This window comes from Venatoribacter cucullus, from assembly GCF_016132445.1.
Classification (GTDB): domain Bacteria; phylum Pseudomonadota; class Gammaproteobacteria; order Pseudomonadales; family Oceanobacteraceae; genus Venatoribacter; species Venatoribacter cucullus.
This window is the reverse complement of sequence record NZ_CP046056.1, coordinates 1,308,710-1,327,548: the sequence shown is the minus strand read 5'-3', so window position 1 is coordinate 1,327,548 and position 18,839 is coordinate 1,308,710. Positions and strand designations below refer to the sequence as shown.

17 protein-coding genes, 3 tRNA genes and 1 pseudogene are annotated in these 18,839 nt (G+C 54.7%); 4 read left to right on the top strand and 17 right to left on the bottom strand.

Annotated elements, in window-relative coordinates; all coding sequences use genetic code 11:
* Nucleotides 1-43: 43 nt before the first annotated feature.
* Nucleotides 44-2,434 carry an endopeptidase La gene (gene lon, locus GJQ55_RS06265; RefSeq protein WP_228346649.1) on the bottom strand — a complete coding sequence of 797 codons (2,391 nt, stop codon included), beginning with the start codon at nucleotides 2,432-2,434 and terminating at the stop codon, nucleotides 44-46.
* Here lon and GJQ55_RS13380 point away from each other — a divergent pair.
* Nucleotides 2,433-2,561: a hypothetical protein gene (locus GJQ55_RS13380; RefSeq protein ID WP_267874250.1), complete on the top strand. Its 129-nt coding sequence runs from the start codon at nucleotides 2,433-2,435 to the stop codon at nucleotides 2,559-2,561. The two genes, lon and GJQ55_RS13380, sit on opposite strands and share 2 nt — an antisense overlap.
* A 123-nt stretch (nucleotides 2,562-2,684) precedes the next feature.
* On the opposite strand, the gene clpX is transcribed toward GJQ55_RS13380, so the two are convergent.
* The 7 genes and pseudogenes from clpX to GJQ55_RS06230 form a co-directional block, all read right to left on the bottom strand.
* Nucleotides 2,685-3,974, bottom strand: coding sequence for an ATP-dependent Clp protease ATP-binding subunit ClpX (gene clpX, locus GJQ55_RS06260; protein ID WP_228346648.1), 1,290 nt, complete (start codon nucleotides 3,972-3,974; stop codon nucleotides 2,685-2,687).
* Nucleotides 3,975-4,052: 78 nt separating this feature from the next.
* A complete protein-coding gene (clpP, locus tag GJQ55_RS06255; protein ID WP_479266822.1) occupies nucleotides 4,053-4,667 on the bottom strand; it encodes an ATP-dependent Clp endopeptidase proteolytic subunit ClpP in 615 nt (204 codons plus the stop codon).
* 124 nt (nucleotides 4,668-4,791) lie between these two features.
* On the bottom strand, nucleotides 4,792-6,102 hold the full coding sequence (gene tig / locus GJQ55_RS06250; protein ID WP_228346646.1) for a trigger factor: 1,311 nt from the start codon (nucleotides 6,100-6,102) through the stop codon (nucleotides 4,792-4,794).
* 156 nt (nucleotides 6,103-6,258) lie between these two features.
* Nucleotides 6,259-6,384, bottom strand: a pseudogene (locus GJQ55_RS06245) (transposase); the annotation flags it as partial.
* 812 nt (nucleotides 6,385-7,196) lie between these two features.
* Nucleotides 7,197-7,272: transfer RNA gene (locus GJQ55_RS06240), tRNA-His, on the bottom strand.
* A 28-nt stretch (nucleotides 7,273-7,300) separates the two neighbouring features.
* Nucleotides 7,301-7,377, bottom strand: a tRNA-Arg gene (locus GJQ55_RS06235).
* Between the two features lie 25 nt (nucleotides 7,378-7,402).
* Nucleotides 7,403-7,479: transfer RNA gene (locus GJQ55_RS06230), tRNA-Pro, on the bottom strand.
* A gap of 300 nt (nucleotides 7,480-7,779) precedes the next feature.
* On the opposite strand from GJQ55_RS06230, the gene folD reads away from it, so the two are divergent.
* Nucleotides 7,780-8,634, top strand: coding sequence for a bifunctional methylenetetrahydrofolate dehydrogenase/methenyltetrahydrofolate cyclohydrolase FolD (folD, locus tag GJQ55_RS06225; RefSeq protein ID WP_228346645.1), 855 nt, complete (start codon nucleotides 7,780-7,782; stop codon nucleotides 8,632-8,634).
* A gap of 104 nt (nucleotides 8,635-8,738) precedes the next feature.
* Here the strand turns inward: folD and cysS are convergent, their stop codons facing one another.
* Together cysS and GJQ55_RS06215 are read right to left on the bottom strand one after the other, a co-directional pair.
* Nucleotides 8,739-10,109 (bottom strand): cysteine--tRNA ligase, encoded by a 1,371-nt coding sequence (cysS, locus tag GJQ55_RS06220; protein WP_228346644.1) that lies wholly within the window; start codon nucleotides 10,107-10,109, stop codon nucleotides 8,739-8,741.
* Nucleotides 10,110-10,117: 8 nt separating this feature from the next.
* On the bottom strand, nucleotides 10,118-11,788 hold the full coding sequence (locus GJQ55_RS06215) for a glutamine--tRNA ligase/YqeY domain fusion protein (protein WP_228346643.1): 1,671 nt from the start codon (nucleotides 11,786-11,788) through the stop codon (nucleotides 10,118-10,120).
* 138 nt (nucleotides 11,789-11,926) lie between these two features.
* Between GJQ55_RS06215 and GJQ55_RS06210 the strand changes: the two genes are divergently transcribed.
* Nucleotides 11,927-12,421, top strand: a complete 495-nt coding sequence (locus GJQ55_RS06210) for a peptidylprolyl isomerase (protein ID WP_228346642.1) — start codon at nucleotides 11,927-11,929, stop codon at nucleotides 12,419-12,421.
* Entirely contained in the window at nucleotides 12,421-13,146 is a 726-nt protein-coding gene (locus GJQ55_RS06205; RefSeq protein ID WP_228346641.1) for a UDP-2,3-diacylglucosamine diphosphatase, read from the top strand. Before GJQ55_RS06210 ends, GJQ55_RS06205 begins: the two co-directional genes overlap by 1 nt.
* A gap of 150 nt (nucleotides 13,147-13,296) precedes the next feature.
* Here GJQ55_RS06205 and murB read toward each other — a convergent pair whose 3' ends face one another.
* Genes murB through GJQ55_RS06170 form a run of 7 tightly spaced genes read right to left on the bottom strand, consistent with a single transcriptional unit; the run spans nucleotide 13,297 to nucleotide 18,780 of the window.
* Nucleotides 13,297-14,289: a UDP-N-acetylmuramate dehydrogenase gene (murB, locus tag GJQ55_RS06200; RefSeq protein WP_228346640.1), complete on the bottom strand. Its 993-nt coding sequence runs from the start codon at nucleotides 14,287-14,289 to the stop codon at nucleotides 13,297-13,299.
* Nucleotides 14,286-14,765 (bottom strand): low molecular weight protein-tyrosine-phosphatase, encoded by a 480-nt coding sequence (locus GJQ55_RS06195; protein ID WP_228346639.1) that lies wholly within the window; start codon nucleotides 14,763-14,765, stop codon nucleotides 14,286-14,288. Before GJQ55_RS06195 ends, murB begins: the two co-directional genes overlap by 4 nt.
* 3 nt (nucleotides 14,766-14,768) lie before the next feature.
* On the bottom strand, nucleotides 14,769-14,978 hold the full coding sequence (locus tag GJQ55_RS06190) for a Trm112 family protein (protein ID WP_228346638.1): 210 nt from the start codon (nucleotides 14,976-14,978) through the stop codon (nucleotides 14,769-14,771).
* Nucleotides 14,971-15,978, bottom strand: coding sequence for a tetraacyldisaccharide 4'-kinase (gene lpxK, locus GJQ55_RS06185; RefSeq protein ID WP_228346760.1), 1,008 nt, complete (start codon nucleotides 15,976-15,978; stop codon nucleotides 14,971-14,973). Before lpxK ends, GJQ55_RS06190 begins: the two co-directional genes overlap by 8 nt.
* A gap of 1 nt (nucleotide 15,979) precedes the next feature.
* Nucleotides 15,980-17,728: a lipid A export permease/ATP-binding protein MsbA gene (gene msbA, locus GJQ55_RS06180; protein ID WP_228346637.1), complete on the bottom strand. Its 1,749-nt coding sequence runs from the start codon at nucleotides 17,726-17,728 to the stop codon at nucleotides 15,980-15,982.
* Nucleotides 17,725-18,147, bottom strand: a complete 423-nt coding sequence (locus tag GJQ55_RS06175; protein ID WP_228346636.1) for an ExbD/TolR family protein — start codon at nucleotides 18,145-18,147, stop codon at nucleotides 17,725-17,727. Before GJQ55_RS06175 ends, msbA begins: the two co-directional genes overlap by 4 nt.
* Nucleotides 18,148-18,780, bottom strand: a complete 633-nt coding sequence (locus GJQ55_RS06170) for a MotA/TolQ/ExbB proton channel family protein (protein WP_228346635.1) — start codon at nucleotides 18,778-18,780, stop codon at nucleotides 18,148-18,150. It lies immediately after the preceding gene.
* Nucleotides 18,781-18,839 lie beyond the last annotated feature (59 nt).

Sequence of the window (18,839 nt, the reverse complement as noted above, 5' to 3'; positions counted from 1 at the left end):
AGCGTCGATTTATACCAAGCGCCCCCTGCAGCGTCAAGCCGCCTTAATGCGTACTCGGCCTTCCAGCCTCTTCTTTTTTCGATCCGTTCTCATCTTTGCTGATTATTTCACCAACAATCGGTTGCGGCTGGCTTTCCAGCGCCAGGTCCAGTACCTCGTCGATCCAGTCAACGGCCACCACATTCAGGTCAGCGATGATGTTGGCCGGGATCTCACGCAGGTCTTTCTCGTTCTCTTTCGGAATAATTACGGTTTTGATGCCACCGCGATGGGCGGCCAGCAGCTTCTCTTTCAGACCACCAATGGCCAGTACCTTACCGCGCAGGGTAATTTCACCGGTCATCGCCACCTCCGCGCGCACCGGAATGCCGGTTAACACCGAGGCCAGAGCCGTTACCATGCCGATACCGGCGCTGGGGCCATCTTTCGGCGTCGCCCCTTCCGGCACGTGCACGTGCAGATCGTGCTTCTCGAAATAATCATCTGCCACGCCCATACCGACGGCGCGGCTGCGCACCACGGTAAAGGCTGCCTGAATGGATTCCTGCATCACATCACCCAGCGAGCCGGTTTTTATAATGCGGCCCTTACCGGGTGTTGCAGCGGCTTCCAGGGTGAGCAATTCACCACCCACCGAGGTCCAGGCCAGACCGGTCACCTGGCCAATCTGGTTTTCTGCGCCGGCCAGGCCGTATCGGAACTTCGGTACGCCCAGGTATTCTTCAATCAGTCCGGCATCAATAACCCGGGTTTTCTGGTTACTTTCCAGCATATTGGCTTTCACCACCCGGCGACACAGCTTGGCCATCTGCCGTTCCAGCCCCCGCACACCGGCTTCGCGGGTGTACAGGCGGATAATGGTGCGCAGGTGCTCATCACTGATTTCCAGCTCGCGCTCATGCAGGCCATTCTGCTTAACCTGTTTGGGCAGCAGATAACGACGGGCAATGCTGACTTTTTCGTCTTCGGTGTAACCCGGAATACGGATAACTTCCATCCGGTCCAGCAGCGGGCCGGGAATATCCATGCTGTTGGCGGTACAGACGAACATCACATCCGACAGGTCGTAGTCGACCTCCAGATAATGGTCGGCAAAGGTGGAGTTCTGCTCCGGGTCCAGCACTTCCAGCAAGGCAGAAGCGGGGTCGCCACGGTGATCCATGCCCATTTTGTCGATTTCATCGAGCAGGAACAGCGGGTTCTTAACCCCCACTTTCGACATTTTCTGCACCAGTTTGCCCGGCATAGAACCAATATAGGTGCGGCGATGACCACGAATTTCCGCCTCATCACGCACACCACCCAAGGCCATACGCACAAACTTACGGTTGGTGGCCCGGGCAACAGACTGCCCCAGCGAGGTTTTACCCACGCCCGGCGGACCAACCAGGCACAGCACGGCGCCTTTCACTTTCTTAACCCGGTTCTGCACCGCCAGGTATTCCAGAATACGTTCTTTCACTTCGTCCAGACCAAAGTGGTCGGCATCCAGAATCTCTTTGGCGTTGACCAGATCGTGATTCACGCGGCTGCGTTTTTTCCACGGCAGATTCACCAGCCAATCCAGATAACCGCGCACCACGGAGGCTTCTGCCGACATCGGCGACATCATGCGCAGTTTTTTCAGCTCGGCATTGGCTTTTTCGCGGGCGTCTTTGGTCATGCCCGACTGTTCAATCTTGTGGTTCAGCTCATCAAACTCGTTACTACCGTCTTCCAGATCGCCCAGTTCTTTCTGAATGGCTTTCATCTGTTCGTTCAGGTAGTACTCGCGCTGGCTTTTTTCCATCTGCTTTTTCACCCGGCCACGGATGCGTTTTTCCACTTTCAGCAGATCAATCTCGGATTCCATCAGCTCCATCAGGTGCTCAACCCGGTCACGCGGGTCAATCATTTCCAGCACCTGCTGTTTTTCATCCAGCTTCAGGGAAATATGCGCGGCAATGGTGTCCGCCAGACGAGAGGCATCTTCAATGCCGGAAATGGTCGACAGCACCTCAGTCGGTACTTTTTTCGACAGCTGTACGTATTGTTCAAAATGGCCGGTTAACGAACGCACCAGCACTTCGTTTTCACGCTCGGTTGGTTCCTCAACCTCGACCGGGCTGATAGCCCCGCGGAACAGCTCATTTTCGTCCAGCAGCTCATCCAGCCGGGCGCGTTGGTCACCTTCGACCAGCACCTTCACGGTGCCATCGGGCAACTTCAGCAACTGCAATACATTGGCAACGGTGCCGATGCTGTGCATGCCGTCCATGCCTGGCTCGTCATCGGCGGCGTCTTTCTGGGCCACCAACATAATGCGCTTGTCCTGCGCCATGGCCTCTTCGAGTGCCTGAATAGACTTTTCCCGACCCACAAACAGCGGGATGACCATGGCCGGAAAAACCACTACATCGCGCAGGGGTAATAAGGGAAGAATTTCGTGTGTCATGAATAAAATACCTGGTCACTGCGTGTCTGACGCCAATATGTCAGGAAGTAAGGGCGCGAAGCAAGAATTACAAGGCAGTGAAAAAGATTTACCTGTCAGCCGCCCCATCGTATTGAAAAAACGCTGAAAAAACGTCAAAAAAGCAGAAGAAAACCAATTAATAATTCAAAAAAACTCAGAAAACGCGCAAGAAAAAGGGGCCACAGGCCCCTTTTTACCGACACTTACCGGCTTACTCCGCCATTAATGCTCAGGCATTATCCGGAGAAACCTTATCCAGATCGGCATTTTCGTAAATGATCAGAGGTTCGGTATCACCGGTAATAACCCCTTCTTCAATCACCACTTTGGCAACATGCTGTTCGGACGGAATGCGGTACATGGTATCCAGCAGCGCACCTTCCAGAATGGAACGCAAACCACGGGCACCGGTTTTACGCTCCATGGCCAGCGTGGCCACTGCGTCCAACGCTGCTTCGCGGAATTCCAGTTCCACCTGCTCCATTTCAAACAGCTTCTGGTACTGACGCACCAGCGAGTTGCGCGGCTCGGTCAGAATACGCACCAGCGCCGGCTTATCCAGCTCTTCCAGGGTAGCGATCATCGGCAGACGACCAATAAACTCCGGAATCAGACCGAATTTCACCAGATCCGCCGGTTCCACTTCGCGCAGCAGATCACCAATGGCTTTCTGCTCTTGTTTACCTTTTACGGTCGCGGCAAAACCAATGCTGCTCTTCTCGGAACGGTCACGGATAATGTTGTCCAGCCCGGCAAAGGCACCACCACAGATAAACAGAATATTGCTGGTATCAACCTGCAAAAACTCCTGCTGCGGATGCTTACGGCCACCTTGCGGCGGTACCGAAGCGACGGTGCCTTCAATCAGTTTCAGCAACGCCTGCTGCACGCCTTCACCCGATACGTCGCGGGTAATGGACGGGTTATCAGACTTGCGTGAAATCTTGTCAATTTCGTCGATGTAAACAATGCCACGCTGGGCTTTTTCCACATCGTAATCGCACTTCTGCAGCAGTTTCTGAATGATATTTTCAACGTCTTCACCCACATAACCGGCTTCGGTCAGGGTGGTGGCATCGGCAATGGTAAAAGGCACATTCAACAGGCGCGCCAGAGTTTCGGCCAGCAAAGTTTTGCCACTACCGGTCGGGCCGATCAGCAGAATGTTACTTTTCGCCAGCTCGACATCGTCCTTCTTACCGCCACTGCTCTGCAGACGCTTGTAGTGGTTGTACACCGCCACCGCCAGCACAACCTTGGCTTTATCCTGGCCAATAACGTACTCGTCGAGGGTGGTTTTAATTTCCTGCGGCGTCGGCAGCTTATCGCCCGAGCCTTTGTTGTCGGCTTCCTGTACTTCTTCGCGAATAATGTCGTTACACAGATCGACACATTCATCACAGATGAACACCGATGGCCCGGCAATCAGCTTGCGTACTTCGTGCTGACTTTTACCGCAGAACGAGCAGTACAGCAGTTTGCCGTTATCGTCGCTCTTGCCTTTTGTATCGTCGGACATTCGACTGCCTCATTATCAGTGACAGGCCCGCGGGCCTGCCGTCGTAAAAATTCAGGCCTGCAGCGCAGGCCGGGTACATCAACCGCGGTTAACCAGAACCTTGTCGATCAGGCCGTAAGCCAATGCAGCTTCCGGGTCCATAAAGTTATCGCGCTCGGTATCGGCGGTAACCTGCTCAATGCTCTGACCGGTATGGTGCGACAAAATTCGGTTAAGACGCTCTTTGGTGTCCTGGATATTACGGGCATGAATCTGAATATCCGTTGCCTGACCCTGCGCACCGCCGCTGGGCTGGTGAATCATAATACGCGAGTTCGGCACACTGTAACGCTTGCCCTTGGCACCTGCCGCCAGCAGGAAAGCACCCATGCTGCAGGCCTGACCAATCACCATGGTGCTGACGTCCGGTTTAATAAACTGCATGGTGTCGTAAATCGACAAACCGGCAGACACCGAACCACCAGGTGAGTTGATGTACAGGTGGATGTCTTTATCCGGATTTTCGGATTCCAGGAACAGCAACTGGGCTACCACCAGGTTCGCCATGTGGTCTTCCACCGGGCCAACCAGAAAAATGACACGCTCTTTCAGCAGGCGCGAGTAAATGTCGTAAGCACGTTCGCCACGGGCTGACTGCTCCACCACCATTGGTACAAGACCGCTGGCCTGGATAATTTCGGACTGTTGTTTCATGGAGTCAAACATTCGACCCTGTACTCCCTGACATTATGAGCTTGTTTACAAAAACAGCCGCACTAAAGGCGGCTGTTTCCGAGTTTAGCCACAGATTGGCTTGGTGTCAGTTACTTATGACAAATCAGGCCGGCTGATTAGCGGCACGGATGACTTCTTCATAGGTAGACTCAACCTGGCTGACCTTAGCCGCGGCCAGCACTTTCTCTACCACTTGTTCTTCCAGAGCCAGCGCTTCAACCTGAGACTTCTGCTGCGGGTTGCTGGCGTAGAAATCACGCACTTCCTGCGGGTCCTGGTAAGTTTCGGCCACTTCTTCGATCAGGGCGTTCACTTTGTCTTCTGCCGGCTTCAGATCGTTCGCTTCAATGATGGCGTTCATCAGCAGACCAATCAGTACACGCTTCTGCGCCTGATCTTTGAACAGTTCAGCCGGCAGACGGTTCGGGTCCATGTATTGGGCGCCACCGAATTGCTCAACCGCCTGACGACGCAGACGATCAATTTCCTGGTCTACCAGAGCCGACGGAACATCAATGCTGTTGGCAGCGATCAGGCCATCAACCACCTGTTGCTTGGTGGTATTACGCAGAGCGCGGGCCAGTTCGCGTTCCATGTTCTTACGGATTTCTACTTTGAAAGCGTCCAGATCAGCCGCTTCAACACCGAAAGACTTGAAGAACTCTTCGTTCAGTTCCGGCAGCTGAGCTTTCTTAACCGCGTTCACAGTCACTTTGAACTGAGCGGTTTTACCTTTCAGATCATCTTTGTGGTAATCCGCCGGGAACGCCAGATCCAGGGTTTTCTCTTCACCGGCTTTGGCGCCAGCCAGGCCTTCTTCGAAGCCCGGAATCATAGAGTTGGAACCCAGGGTCAGGCTGTAACCTTTGGCAGCGCCGCCTTCAAAGGCAACACCATCAATAAAGCCTTCAAAATCAATCACAACCTGGTCGCCATCAGCAGCGGCTTCGGCAGACTCTTCCCACTGAGCGTTCTGCTTACGCAGGGTGTCCAGCATTTTGTCCAGATCGGCGTCCGTAACAGCAGCGGTTTTCTGTTCAACGCTGATGCTGTCAAAACCGGCTAAGGTGATTTCCGGATACACTTCAAAAGTGGCTTTGAACTGCAGATCCTGACCGTCTTCATCGACAGTCGGCTCGAACGTCGGCATACCAGCCAGCTTCACATTCTCTTGCTGAACGGCCTGGAAGAAAGACTGTTGCATCTGCTGGTAGATAGCTTCGTAACGGGCTTGCTTACCGAACATCTTCTTGGCAGTCGCCGGAGGAATCTTACCCGGGCGGAAACCATCGATACGGCGACCCTTCACCAGCTTCTTCAGTTCAGTTGTTACCTTCTGCTCGACCTCGGCAGCCGGTACACCAATAGTCATAACGCGCTGAAGACCGGAAGTCGTCTCAATGGACACTTGCATAGATGCCTCTCAATACAGATTCAAAGGTGACGCACAGAGCAATTCTGCACGCCGTCAAATTCAGAAAGTCGCGGAGTATAACGTAAGCAAGGGACTGAATAAACCACCCGGCAGAGGCTGAAAACCTGTGGCAGGTTTTGCCGGATGGTTGGGCTCTACCCCGTGCTCACGGCACAGCTCTGGCACCGGAATGCCACTTTCAGCTTGTTTGAGGACTGACAGGACCTGGTTGTCGGGAAAACGTGATTTTTGACCGCTGCGCGTTACTGCGTTGCATTGCAGAATCTCCCTGCGTGTAGCTTACGGAAAATTCTACTGTTGATCACCGTTGTTTTCTGGGGGAGATTACCAAATGCGAAAAAGCGCCAGAACAGCAAGGTCAAACCGCAAATCAGATATTTTTGACTACACAGAGCGGTTCCATAACCCGAGAATGAAACACAGACTTGCAACACAAGATCAGCATTACCGCGCCGCTACTTCAACGCTAACAATCCGCACGCGAGGCTTAGCACCGTGAATGACACCACGAACAGCGTCCAAATCACGTCCGAAGCACCCAGCCAGGACGAGGTGCCCTATCACCTTATGAGCTACAACATTCCGTGCATCTTGCGCCGGGGTAATATTGGCAGCGACAAGGCATCCCCGGCTCCGGTAATAAACAAATCTGGCATCGACTGGGGCCTCGAACGGAAGTTCGACTGGGAGCCGCACTACGGAAAGCGGCGGGGCATTCTTCAGTTGTTGCGCTAGGTGCTGGTAAAGCCGCTCAAGCTGCTCAACCGAAAGGCCCCCGGATTCTGAGTCGCGCCGGCTGGTGCATGAGAAATGCGGGCCGCCACTGGCAGCACCTACATTCGCACCCATAACGTTAAGAAAAAATTGGGACGGACGGTACAGGCCTTGGCCATAAGACGTGCAGAGTGATGGCGCTGTGTGATCTGAAATTAAAGAAGAGAGAGACAACGGAACAAGAGAAGATCAGCGCTGACAGGCAATGCTGGTTAAATTTACAGACCATATATTCCGGAAATACATTCCGAAACAGGGATTTTTTAGTAGGTTTTATATCGGAGAAACAGCGTGGGAAGTGGGGTGGCCGACGGGGCTCGAACCCGCGACAACAGGAATCACAATCCTGGACTCTACCAACTGAGCTACGGCCACCACATAATCTGCTGAGCTGCCACTTGAGTGGCGCACCCGGCAGGGATTGAACCTGCAACCCTCGGCTTAGAAGGCCGATGCTCTATCCAATTGAGCTACGGGCGCATGTCCATTTAATGCAAGGATTAAATGGTCGGGGTAGAGAGATTCGAACTCCCGACATCCTGGTCCCAAACCAGGCGCGCTACCGGACTGCGCTATACCCCGAACGATCACTTACAAGGGGTGTTCCCTGTAAGTGCCGCGCATAATATAGAGGCACCGCGAAAGCGTCAATGCCTTTTTAAAAAAATTAATAAAAACAATCGGTTCTGCCGGTTTTGGGGCTGCTGGCAGTGCTGCAGCCTGCCCTTCCCATAGCGGTACCTGCTGCCCTGCTCTTTCTCTGTATAAGCCTGTTCAGGAAAGGACACAGGAAAGGCAAACGGGGCTTGCCGGCCTTTGTGTTTACCGGCGTTGCGTGCGAAAATCGCGCGCCTTGATAACTGCTACAGGTTTATTGCGCCCATGACCGCCCAACTGATCGATGGCAAAGCCACTGCCGAAGCGATTCGTGAAACTATTAAAGGCCGCGTTCAGGCCCGTCTGGATCAGGGGCTGCGCGCACCGGGTCTGGCGGTGATTCTGGTCGGCAACGATCCGGCTTCGGAAGTGTATGTGGCGCATAAGCGGAAAGACTGCGAGCAGGTCGGCATTATCAGCAAGGCCTACGACCTGCCCGCCACCACTGGTCAGCAGGAACTGCTGGACCTGATTGATTCCCTGAATAAAGACAGCGCGGTAGACGGCATTCTGGTGCAGCTGCCCCTGCCCGCCGGCTTAAAAGCTGACGAGATTCTGGAGCGCATTGACCCCACCAAAGACGTTGACGGTTTCCACCCGTTCAACATCGGTCGCCTGGCTCAGCGTATGCCGATGCTGCGCCCCTGCACGCCGTTTGGCATTGTTGACTTGCTGGAACGTACCGGCGTAGACATCCGTGGCAAGCATGCTGTGGTCGTGGGCGCTTCCAACATTGTCGGCCGCCCGATGGGGCTGGAACTGCTGCTGAAAGGCTGCACCGTGACCACCTGCCACCGTTTCACGGCCGATACCGCCAGCCATGTGCGTCAGGCCGATATTGTGGTGGTGGCCGTGGGTAAGCCGGGTATTGTGAAAGGTGAATGGATTAAAGAAGGCGCCATCGTCATTGATGTGGGCATAAACCGTATGGCCGATGGCAAGCTGATTGGTGACGTCGATTTTGAAGCAGCCGCTGCGCGCGCTTCCTTTATTACCCCGGTGCCGGGTGGTGTTGGCCCAATGACCCGCGCCAAGCTGCTGGAAAATACCTTGTTTGCCTGTGAGACCTTGCATAGCTGAGCAAACGCGGTACGCACAATGGGAGACGCCTTGTTTCCCAATCAGGCAATAAAAAAGCGGGCATGGCCCGCTTTTTTATTGCTTACCGGTTTTTAAAACCCGGTTTATTGCTTGCTCCAGCTGGTGCCTTCCGGCCCATCGCGCAGCACAATACCTTTAGCCAGCAGTTCATCGCGCACCGCATCGGCGGTGGCAAAGTCTTTGGCTTTTTTGGCGTCTGCACGTTTTACAATCATGCTTTCAATCCATTCGGCTTCATCGCCGGCACCAGATTGCAGAAATGCCTGCGGATCGGATTGCAGACAACCCAGCACACCACCCAGGAAACGCAGCTGGCCGGCTAACGCTGCCTGCTCTGCCCCACTGGTTTTGTTTACTGCGCGCACCAGATCAAACAGAGCAGCAATGGCTTCCGGTGTATTAAAATCATCGTCCATGGCCGCATGGAAACGCTGCGAATAGTCGTTATCAATATCCGCTACGTCGCCCACCTGCACACCCAATAGCGCGTTATAAAAACGCTCCAGCTTGGTTTGTGCTTCTTTCAGGCTGTCTTCGGAATAATTAATGGCGCTGCGGTACTGGCTGGACAGCAGGAAAAAGCGCACCACTTCGGCCGGGTATTTTTCCAGAATTTCACGGATGGTAAAAAAGTTGCCCAGAGACTTGGACATTTTTTCGCCATCCACTCGCACTGCACCGGCGTGCATCCAGGTGTTCACAAATTTTTTGCCGTTCGCCGCTTCCGACTGGGCAATTTCGTTTTCGTGGTGCGGAAATTTTAAGTCCGGGCCACCGCCGTGAATATCAAAGGTATCCCCCAGGCAGCATTTGGACATGGCGGAACATTCAATATGCCAACCCGGGCGACCAATGCCCCAGGGCGATTGCCAGTGCGGCTCTTCCGGCTTAGCGGCTTTCCACAACACAAAGTCGAGCGGGTCGCGTTTGTGCTCGTCCACTTCTACCCGCGCGCCGGCTTCCAGCTCGTCGATAACTTTGCCGGATAATTTGCCGTAACCGTCGAATTTACGCACCGCGTAATACACATCACCATTATCCGCTGCGTAGGCAAAACCCTTGTTAATCAGGGTTTCATTCAGAGCAATAATGTCATCGATGTGCGCTGTCGCTTTGGGCTCTGCACTTGGGCGTTCAATGCCCAACAGGTCGGAGTCTTTGTGCATTTCGGCGATAAAACGCTCGGTTAAGGCATCAAAGGCTTCGCCGTTTTCGTTGGCACGCTTAATAATTTTGTCGTCGATGTCGGTGATATTACGGATGTAATTCACCTCGTAACCGCGATGACGCAGATAACGCGCAATCACATCAAAGGCGACCATCACCCGGGCATGGCCCAGGTGGCAGAAGTCGTACACCGTCATGCCGCACACGTACATGCCGACTTTACCGGGCACCAGCGGCTGGAAAGTTTCTTTTTGCCGGGTCAGGCTGTTAAAAATCTGCAGGCTCATAAGCTTCCTTATTCCTGTGCCAGGGATTTGTCTTCACGCAAACCAATGGTCAGGTTAAACACCGGCTTGGCGGGCGCATGGTCGTAACGATCAGCCACGTAATAGCCTTCGCGTTCAAACTGGAAATTACTTTCCGCTGCCACTTCGGCCAGAGCCGGTTCGATAAAGGCGGTAATAATTTTCAGGGAATCACGGTTAACGTATTCCATAAAATCACCGTCGGTTTTGTCCGGAGTCTGGTGTGTGAACAGGCGCTCGTACAGACGCAGTTCGGCTTCTTTGCATTCGGTCGCCGACACCCAATGCACCACGCCTTTCGGTTTAATGTCATCGGCCGGATCCGTACCCAGGGTGCCTTCAATTAATTTGGCGGTCACCAGCACCACGTTGCCATCGGCGTCTTTTTCGTAGCCGGTGGCTTCAATCACATAGGAATGACGCAGGCGGATACGGTTACCCGGGGTAAATTTCTTCTTGAATTTCTTGCTGTACTCTTCTTTGAAATCGTCCTGATCAATAAAGAGTTCACGGGTAAACGGCATATCGCGCGCGCCCAGATCCAGCTCCGGGTGATAATCGGCGCGCAGCATTTCCACATGGCCTTCCGGCAGGTTTTCGATCACCACTTTCAGCGGCCGCAGCACGGCCATAGCGCGCGGGGCGTTTTTGTTCAGGTCGTCACGCAGTGCGTGTTCCAGCATGGCCACGTCCACCATGCCGTCACTGCGCGATACGCCGATCATGTCGCAGAAGTTGCGCACCGAACGCGGGGTAAAACCACGGCGACGCATACCGGAAATGGTCGGCATACGCGGATCGTTCCAGCCAGCGACGACCTTTTCATCCACCAGAAACTTCAGCTTACGCTTGGAGGTAACGGTGTAATCCAGATTCAGACGACCAAATTCGTACTGACGCGGACGCGCCGGTACCGGCAGGTTGTCGATAAACCAGTCGTACAAGGGCTTGTGGTCTTCAAATTCCAGCGTACATACGGAGTGCGTAATGCCTTCGATGGCGTCCGACTGGCCGTGGGTAAAGTCGTAGGTGGGGTAAATACACCACTTATCACCGGTCTGATGGTGATGCGCTTTACGGATGCGGTACAGAATGGGGTCACGCAGGTTCATGTTGGGTGACGCCATATCGATTTTGGCGCGCAGTACGCGGGCACCTTCGTCGAACTCGCCGGCGCGCATACGGGCAAACAGGTCGAGGTTTTCGGCCACACTGCGGTCACGGAACGGACTGTTTTTGCCCGGCTCGGTTAAGGTGCCACGGTATTCACGGGCCTGATCAGGGCTTAAATCGCACACATAGGCTTTGCCCTGTTCAATCAGGTAGACCGCCCAGGCGTGCAGCTGGTCAAAGTAGTCAGAGGCGTAACGCACGTCCCCATGCCAGCGGAACCCCAGCCATTGCACGTCGTCTTTAATGGCGTCGATGAATTCCTGGTTTTCTTTTTCCGGGTTGGTGTCGTCGAAACGCAGATGGCAGACACCGCCAAACTGCTCGGCCACACCGAAGTTAAGACAGATGGATTTGGCATGGCCAACGTGCAGGTAGCCGTTCGGCTCCGGCGGGAAACGGGTAACCACGCTGGATACACGGCCGGCGGCCAGATCGTCCTGAATGATTTTGGCAATAAAATTATGAGTGATGGAGATAGTGTCTGTCATAGCCGTCCGTTCTTGTTAAAAGGCTGGTGTGCGCGGATGCGCCAGCCGGCAATGCGGCCGCCCTGCTGCTGAGCGGCACAAAACGCGCTATTATACGCAGTCTTTAACATTCCTGATACGCACACACAGAGGTTTACTATGATCCTGCTGAAAACCAATTTCGGTGACATTAAAGTGGAACTGAACCACGAAAAAGCCCCGAAAACCGCTGCCAACTTTGAACAGTACGTTAAAGAAGGCTTCTACGACGGCGTGATTTTTCACCGCGTGATCGACGGTTTTATGATTCAGGGCGGCGGTATGGAGCCGGGCATGAAGCAGAAAGAAACCCGTGCCACCATTGAAAACGAAGCCGATAACGGCTTAACCAACGACGTCGGCACCCTGGCCATGGCCCGCACCATGGACCCGCACTCTGCCAGCGCGCAGTTCTTTATTAACGTGTCCGACAACAGCTTCCTGAACCACAGCGGTAAAAATACCCAGGGCTGGGGCTATGCCGTATTCGGTAAAGTGGTTGACGGCATGGATGTGGTGAACCGCATCAAAGGCGTACCGACTACCAGCCGTATGGGCCACCAGGATGTACCGGTAGACGACGTGATTATTCTGAAAGCGGAAATCGTCGCATAATGGCGGTGTATTTTATTTCCGACCTGCATCTGGAGCCGGCACGTCCGGCTCTGGCGCAGGGCTTCGCCGGCTTCCTGAACCAGCTGCAGGATGCCGAGGCGCTGTACATTCTGGGCGATTTTTTTGAAGTCTGGATCGGTGACGATTTCGACAACCCCTTTGTCAGCCAGGTAAAACAGGCGTTGCGGGCACTGAGCGACCGTGGCGTTAAGCTGTTTCTGATGCACGGCAACCGCGATTTTTTGTTGGGTGAGGTTTTTTGCGCGCAAACCGGCGCCACATTGCTGACCGACCCAACCCTTATCGAACTGGGCGGCGAGCCGGTATTACTGATGCACGGCGACAGCCTGTGCACACAAGACACCGAATATATGAAAATCCGCCCGCTGTTCCGCAATGCCGCCTGGCAGCAGCAGATTCTGAGCCAGAGCATTGAAGAACGCATCGCCTTTGCCCGCAAAGTACGCGGCGAAAGCCAGAGCGGCCAGCAGATGAAAAGCGCGGAGATTATGGACGTAACACCTGCCGAGGTGGACGCAGAAATGGATAAGCACGGCACTGCCCTGCTGATTCATGGCCATACCCACCGGCCGTTTGACCACCAGTGGCAGCATAATGGCCAGGCCCGCCGGCGCATGGTGCTGGGCGACTGGGACGACCACAACGGCTGGATGATTCGCTGGAGCAACGACCGCGGGTTTAAGCTGGAGCAGTTTGGGTTCTGAGTCTTTGGCTGTTGAGGGTTAAGCGTTCAGGGTTATGGGTGCACGGCGAAAAAGACTACGCTTGCGAATATTCTGAACGGTGCCTGATGGTCATTCGATTCAGGATTAAAACGCAAAGCACTCCCAACACCCAACGCTTAACCCCCAACCTCAGAACACCTGCGGTTCCGGCTCCAGCAGTACGCCAAATTGCTGCTGTACGCTGGCCACCACCGCATCGCGCAGTGCCGCTACATCCGCATAGCTGGCGTTGCCGTTGGTGGTTAACACCAGCGCCTGCTGGTCATGCATCCGTACTGGCCCCAGCCAACGCCCTTTCCAACCCGCCTGTTCAATTAACCAACCCGCCGCCAGTTTGCTGCGGCCATCGGCCTGCGGGTAACGCGGCAACGCCGGATATTGCGCGGTTAATTGCTGCGCCAGTTCGGCACTGACCAGCGGATTTTTGAAGAACGAGCCGGCATTGGGAATAAGCGCCGGGTCAGGTAATTTGCTGCGGCGGATAGCACAGACCGCATCAATTAACCCTTGTGGCGTTGCCGGCTGCAACTGCGCCAGCGGGCCATAATTCAACTGCGGCCGAAACCGCCGGGCTAAGCGAAATACAACTTTGGTAATAATAAAATCGCCGGCTAATTCGTGCTTAAACACCGAGTCACGGTAAGCAAAACGACACTCGGCAGCACTGAACCAGCGCCATTGGCGGGTACTGAGCTGAAGGCCATAAACGGCTTCCAGACAGTCAGCCACCTCGACACCGTAAGCACCGATATTCTGCACCGGCGCAGCACCCACGGTGCCGGGAATTAACGCCAGATTTTCCAGCCCATGGCCGTATGCAATGCTCTGCTCTACCCACTCATGCCAGTTCATGCCAGCATCCACCGCCACACGGCAATACTCTGCGGTACGGCTTAATACCTGCACCCCGGTCATGGCCGACTGCAGCACCAGCCCGGGCACATTATTGGCCAGCAGAATATTGCTGCCGCCGCCCAATACCCGCAGCGGCAAGCCATTGGCGGCGGCGCGGTCCAGCAAGGAAAGTAATTCAGACACCGAAGAAAAACGCGCAAAGGCTTCGGCTTGCGCCGGTAATTGCAAGGTATTCAGTGTGCGTAAATCCTGATCGTTAATGATCATGGCTGGCCCTGCATGCGTTGTTCAATATCGGCCAGCAGCCCGTCGCAGGCGTCTTCGATTAAATCCAGCACCTGCTCAAAACCGGCATCACCGCCGTAGTATGGGTCCGGCACTTCGCGCACGGTAAAACGCTGACCAAACTGCTGCAAAAATAATTGCGGCGAAGTCCGGGCTGCACCCAGCTGCTGCAGGTTAAATAAATTGCTGTCGTCCATGGCCAGTACGTAATCAAAGTAATCCAGATCAGCGGCCGTTACCTGGCGCGCGCGCAGTGGGCTTAAATCATAACCCCGGCGGGCAGCCGCCGCGGTGGAACGGCTGTCGGGAGCTTTGCCGGTATGCCAGGCCGCGGTGCCGGCGGAATCCACTTCCACCTGATACTGCCAGCCACGCTGGGTAATTTTCTGCTGCAAGACGCCGTGCGCGGTGGGCGAACGGCAGATATTGCCCAGACACACAAATAACACCCGGATCATGGTTTATTCGGCAGTGGTTTTTTTCTGGGCTTTTTCCAGTTTTTCTTCTTCGCTCATGCGGCGGGCTTCACCTTCCAGCATCACCGGCACACCATCACGCACGGGGAACGCCAGACCATCAAAGGTGCAGAGTAATTCGGCGGCCTCGGCATCGTATTTCAGTTTGCCTTTGCACAGCGGACATACCAGCAGGCTGAGTAATTGTTTATCCATGATGTTCTCCCGAAGAGCGTTGCGCCCGGCCCGATGCCAGACGCAGTAATAATTGGTCCAACTGCTGTTGTACCGCCGGTGTTGCCATCGCCCCCACCTGCAGGTACCACCAGTAATCAGCGGCAAAGTCCCGGCATTTTACCCAGTCTTTCTCGGTCATCACCAGCATCCGCTGCGGCTGTGCAAAGGCAAAATCCTGCGCCGTAAAAGCATAATGATCGGCAAAACTGTGCTCAGTTACCTGCGCACCCAGCCCCTGCAAGGTGCGGTAAAAACGCTGCGGATTACCAATACCGGCCACCGCATCCACCACTTGTCCCTGCAACGCGGTTAATGGCAGCGACTGACCGGTACAGGCATTCATTAATGCCACCGGCTCAACGCTAAAATCCGCACCGTTAACCAGTACCTGATCCACCGTGCGTAAGCGGCTTAACGATTCGCGCAGCGGCCCCACCGGTAATAACCAGCCGTTGCCAAAATTGCGCTGACCATCCACCACCACCAGCTCAGCATCCCGCGCCAGGGCGTAATGCTGCAGCCCATCGTCGCTGAAAATAATATCGGCCTGCCGGGCAGCAACCTGTGCGGCTCTGGCCCGTTGCGGATCCACCACCACCGGGCACTGCAGGCGGCGGAATAACAACGCCGGCTCGTCGCCGCTGGCGCTTACCGGCGTTTCTGCCGTCAGTAACAGCGGATATTGTGCCGCTTTGCCACCGTAGCCGCGGCTGATAATGGCCGGTGTTAAACCCAGAGCGCGGGCGCGTTCGACCAATAAAGTAATTAAGGGTGTTTTGCCAGTGCCACCAACGGTCAGATTGCCGACCACCACCACGGGCACCGTATTGGCCGCTGGCGGCTGGCGCAAAAACCAGCGGCGTTTAAACCACACCAGCGGCGCTACCAGTAGCCATAACGGTAACAGCCAGGCGTTTTTCCATGCCGGCTGATACCAGTTATGTTCTATGCGTGTTGCCAGCCGTTGCAGCACCGACATATCAGACACTGAACTGAATCTGATGCAGCTGAGCGTAAATACCCTGGCGGGCAATCAGTTCAGCGTGGGTGCCATCTTCTTTGATTTCACCAGCATCAATCACCACGATGCGGTCGGCACTTTCAATGGTGCTGAGGCGGTGAGCAATAATAAAGGTGGTACGGCCTTTCATCACTTCTTCCATGGCCGCCTGAATATGGCGTTCCGATTCGGTATCCAGTGCCGAGGTGGCTTCATCCAGAATAAGGATGGGCGCGTTTTTCAGAATGGCGCGGGCAATAGCAATACGCTGGCGCTGGCCACCGGACAGCATCACACCGTCTTCGCCGACCTGGGTGTTATAGCCTTCCGGTAATTTACGGATAAATTCATCGGCGTGGGCAGCGCGGGCCGCCTGCTCAATTTCGGCATCGGTTTTAGTCGCCAGCGCACCGTAGGCAATATTGTCGCGGATGCTGCCGTTAAACAACGTGACCTGCTGACTGACAATGGCAATTTGCTCGCGCAGATTTTCCAGCGTCAGCTCGCGGATATCCGTATTGTCCAGCAGAATGCGGCCACTGGTTACCTCATAAAAACGCGGCAATAAACTGACCAGGGTGGTTTTACCGCTGCCGGAACGGCCTACCAGTGCCACCGAGGTGCCGGGTTCAACGGTCAGGCTGATACCGCGCAAAGCGTCTTGTCCGGCGCTGCTGTAACGCAAACGGACATTGTCAAAGCTAACCCGCCCTTTTACCTGTTCCAGTTCATGGCTGCCGGTGTCCTGCTCGGCCGGCATATCCAGAACACCGAACACTGAACCGGCCGCCGCTACGCCCTTCTGAATCATGCCGTTCACATCGGTAACGCTGCGCAGCGGTTTGGCAATTAACGCGGCGGCGGTAATAAATTGCAGAAACTGAGCACTGTCCATGGTGCCGGCAGATACCCGCTGGAACATAATATAAATCATCACGCCCAGACCAAACGCCACAATCTGCTGGCTCAGCGGTACGTTAATGGCATCGGTCAGGCCGAATTTCAGCGCCTGACGGCGGTTGTAATCGCTGGCCTTTTCAAAGCGTTTTTGTTCCAGTCCCACGGCTCCGTAGGTGCGCACTTCGCGGTAACCATTAATGGTTTCATTGGTTACCTGAGTCACGTTACCCACCGCTTGCTGAATACGCCGACTATAACGACGGAAGAAACGGCTGGCAGAACCTACCACCACACCAATAACCGGGGTAATGGCGAGAAACACCAGGGTTAATGTCAGATCCAGATAAGCCAGATAGCCCATTAACAGAATAACCGTCATCCCCTCCTGAATCAGGGTGGTTAATGAACGGGTTGAGGCTTCGGTTACCTGCTCTACATCGTAGGTAACGCGGGAAATCATGCGGCCGCTGGATTCGGTATCGTAATACTCGCTGGGCAATACGGTCATTTTATTGAACAGCTGAGTACGCAGGGCGTGCACCACGTTACGCCCGACCACCGCAATAAAAAACTTACCTAAAAAAGTACCGACACCGCGGAATAAAAAAATACCGAACAGTGTGCCGACCAGTAAGTAAATTTCCGACTGCACCGGATTGGTAAGGGTTTTTTCCAGCCGGCCCATCATGTGCGCCAGCAAAGGGTTGGAAGCGGCGTAAATAAGAAACCCGGTGATGGCCAGTAAAAAAGCAAATTTGTGCGGCCAGACATAGGTTAACAGGCGTCCGTAAAGACGCCTGGTGGATACTTCAGAACTCATATCGGTCATTCGCTTTTGCCGGGTTGACGGGTGGTAATGCTCAGATTGACCAGCCCCAGCTGGCCGGCGGCATCCATGGCCCGTACTACCGCTTCATGCGGGGTTCTGGCATCGGCGGTAATAATCACCGGCGCGGTGCGGTTGTCGCCCAGCGCCTTTTGCAAACCGCGTTTCAGGGTATCCAGCTGATGATTGATCAGCGCCTGATCATTAATGCTGTATTCACCACTGGCCGAAATCAGAATTTCAATGGCCTGCGGTGCCGCGGTTCGCTGTTCCGAACTGGCTTCGGGTAAATCAATACTGAGGTGATTTTCCTTGGTGAAGGTGGTCGACACCATAAAGAAAATCAGCAACAGAAAGACGATATCAATCAGCGGGGTTAAATTAACCGCCACCTCTTCCCGGTTCTGTCGTTTGAAGTTCACTCAGCGTGCCTCTGCGGAATCGGCCACTTCGCGGTCACCGTGCAGAACGTCCACCAGCTTAATGGCTTCCTGCTCCATAAAGACCACAATTTCATCCACCCGGCGCTGCAGCATACGGTGCGCAATTAACGCCGGAATACCCACCACCAGACCGGCAGCGGTGGTGACCAGAGCTTCGGAAATACCGCCCGCCAGCAGGTTGGCCTGCCCGGTGCCCTGCGCCATGATTTCAGAGAACACCTGAATCATGCCGAATACGGTACCCAGCAGACCCATCAGAGGGGCCACGGCGGCCACGGTACCCAGGGCGTTCAGATAACGCTCCATCAGGTGAATTTCGTGGGAAGCCACTTCTTCGATGCTTTCTTTCATGATCTGACGACCATGACGGGAATTAATAAGGCCGGCCGCCAATACACGACCCAGCGGGCTGGTGCTGCGCAGCTCTTTGATACGGGTGGAGTCCAACTGGTTGTTTTTCATCCAACCCCAGACCCGGGCCAGCAATTCCGGCGGCGCAATTTTTGCCGCACGCAACGTCCAGAACCGTTCAAAGGTGATCGCCACCGCCAGAATGGAACAAATGATGATGGGTACCATCATCCAACCACCGCTCTGGATGATCTCCAGCATTGTCAGCTACTCCTGCCTGTTATTTGCGGCCGTACTCTAGCACAGGGCGCGGTTACGGA

Excerpts from the sequence above, each read along its gene's own strand:
- GJQ55_RS13380 (WP_267874250.1), top strand. The coding sequence starts at position 2,433 with ATGAATAAAATACCTGGTCACTGCGTGTCTGACGCCAATATGTCAGGA.
- lon (WP_228346649.1), bottom strand. The coding sequence starts at position 2,434 with ATGACACACGAAATTCTTCCCTTATTACCCCTGCGCGATGTAGTGGTT.
- clpX (WP_228346648.1), bottom strand. The coding sequence starts at position 3,974 with ATGTCCGACGATACAAAAGGCAAGAGCGACGATAACGGCAAACTGCTG.
- clpP (WP_479266822.1), bottom strand. The coding sequence starts at position 4,667 with ATGAAACAACAGTCCGAAATTATCCAGGCCAGCGGTCTTGTACCAATG.
- tig (WP_228346646.1), bottom strand. The coding sequence starts at position 6,102 with ATGCAAGTGTCCATTGAGACGACTTCCGGTCTTCAGCGCGTTATGACT.
- folD (WP_228346645.1), top strand. The coding sequence starts at position 7,780 with ATGACCGCCCAACTGATCGATGGCAAAGCCACTGCCGAAGCGATTCGT.
- cysS (WP_228346644.1), bottom strand. The coding sequence starts at position 10,109 with ATGAGCCTGCAGATTTTTAACAGCCTGACCCGGCAAAAAGAAACTTTC.
- GJQ55_RS06215 (WP_228346643.1), bottom strand. The coding sequence starts at position 11,788 with ATGACAGACACTATCTCCATCACTCATAATTTTATTGCCAAAATCATT.
- GJQ55_RS06210 (WP_228346642.1), top strand. The coding sequence starts at position 11,927 with ATGATCCTGCTGAAAACCAATTTCGGTGACATTAAAGTGGAACTGAAC.
- GJQ55_RS06205 (WP_228346641.1), top strand. The coding sequence starts at position 12,421 with ATGGCGGTGTATTTTATTTCCGACCTGCATCTGGAGCCGGCACGTCCG.
- murB (WP_228346640.1), bottom strand. The coding sequence starts at position 14,289 with ATGATCATTAACGATCAGGATTTACGCACACTGAATACCTTGCAATTA.
- GJQ55_RS06195 (WP_228346639.1), bottom strand. The coding sequence starts at position 14,765 with ATGATCCGGGTGTTATTTGTGTGTCTGGGCAATATCTGCCGTTCGCCC.
- GJQ55_RS06190 (WP_228346638.1), bottom strand. The coding sequence starts at position 14,978 with ATGGATAAACAATTACTCAGCCTGCTGGTATGTCCGCTGTGCAAAGGC.
- lpxK (WP_228346760.1), bottom strand. The coding sequence starts at position 15,978 with ATGTCGGTGCTGCAACGGCTGGCAACACGCATAGAACATAACTGGTAT.
- msbA (WP_228346637.1), bottom strand. The coding sequence starts at position 17,728 with ATGACCGATATGAGTTCTGAAGTATCCACCAGGCGTCTTTACGGACGC.
- GJQ55_RS06170 (WP_228346635.1), bottom strand. The coding sequence starts at position 18,780 with ATGCTGGAGATCATCCAGAGCGGTGGTTGGATGATGGTACCCATCATC.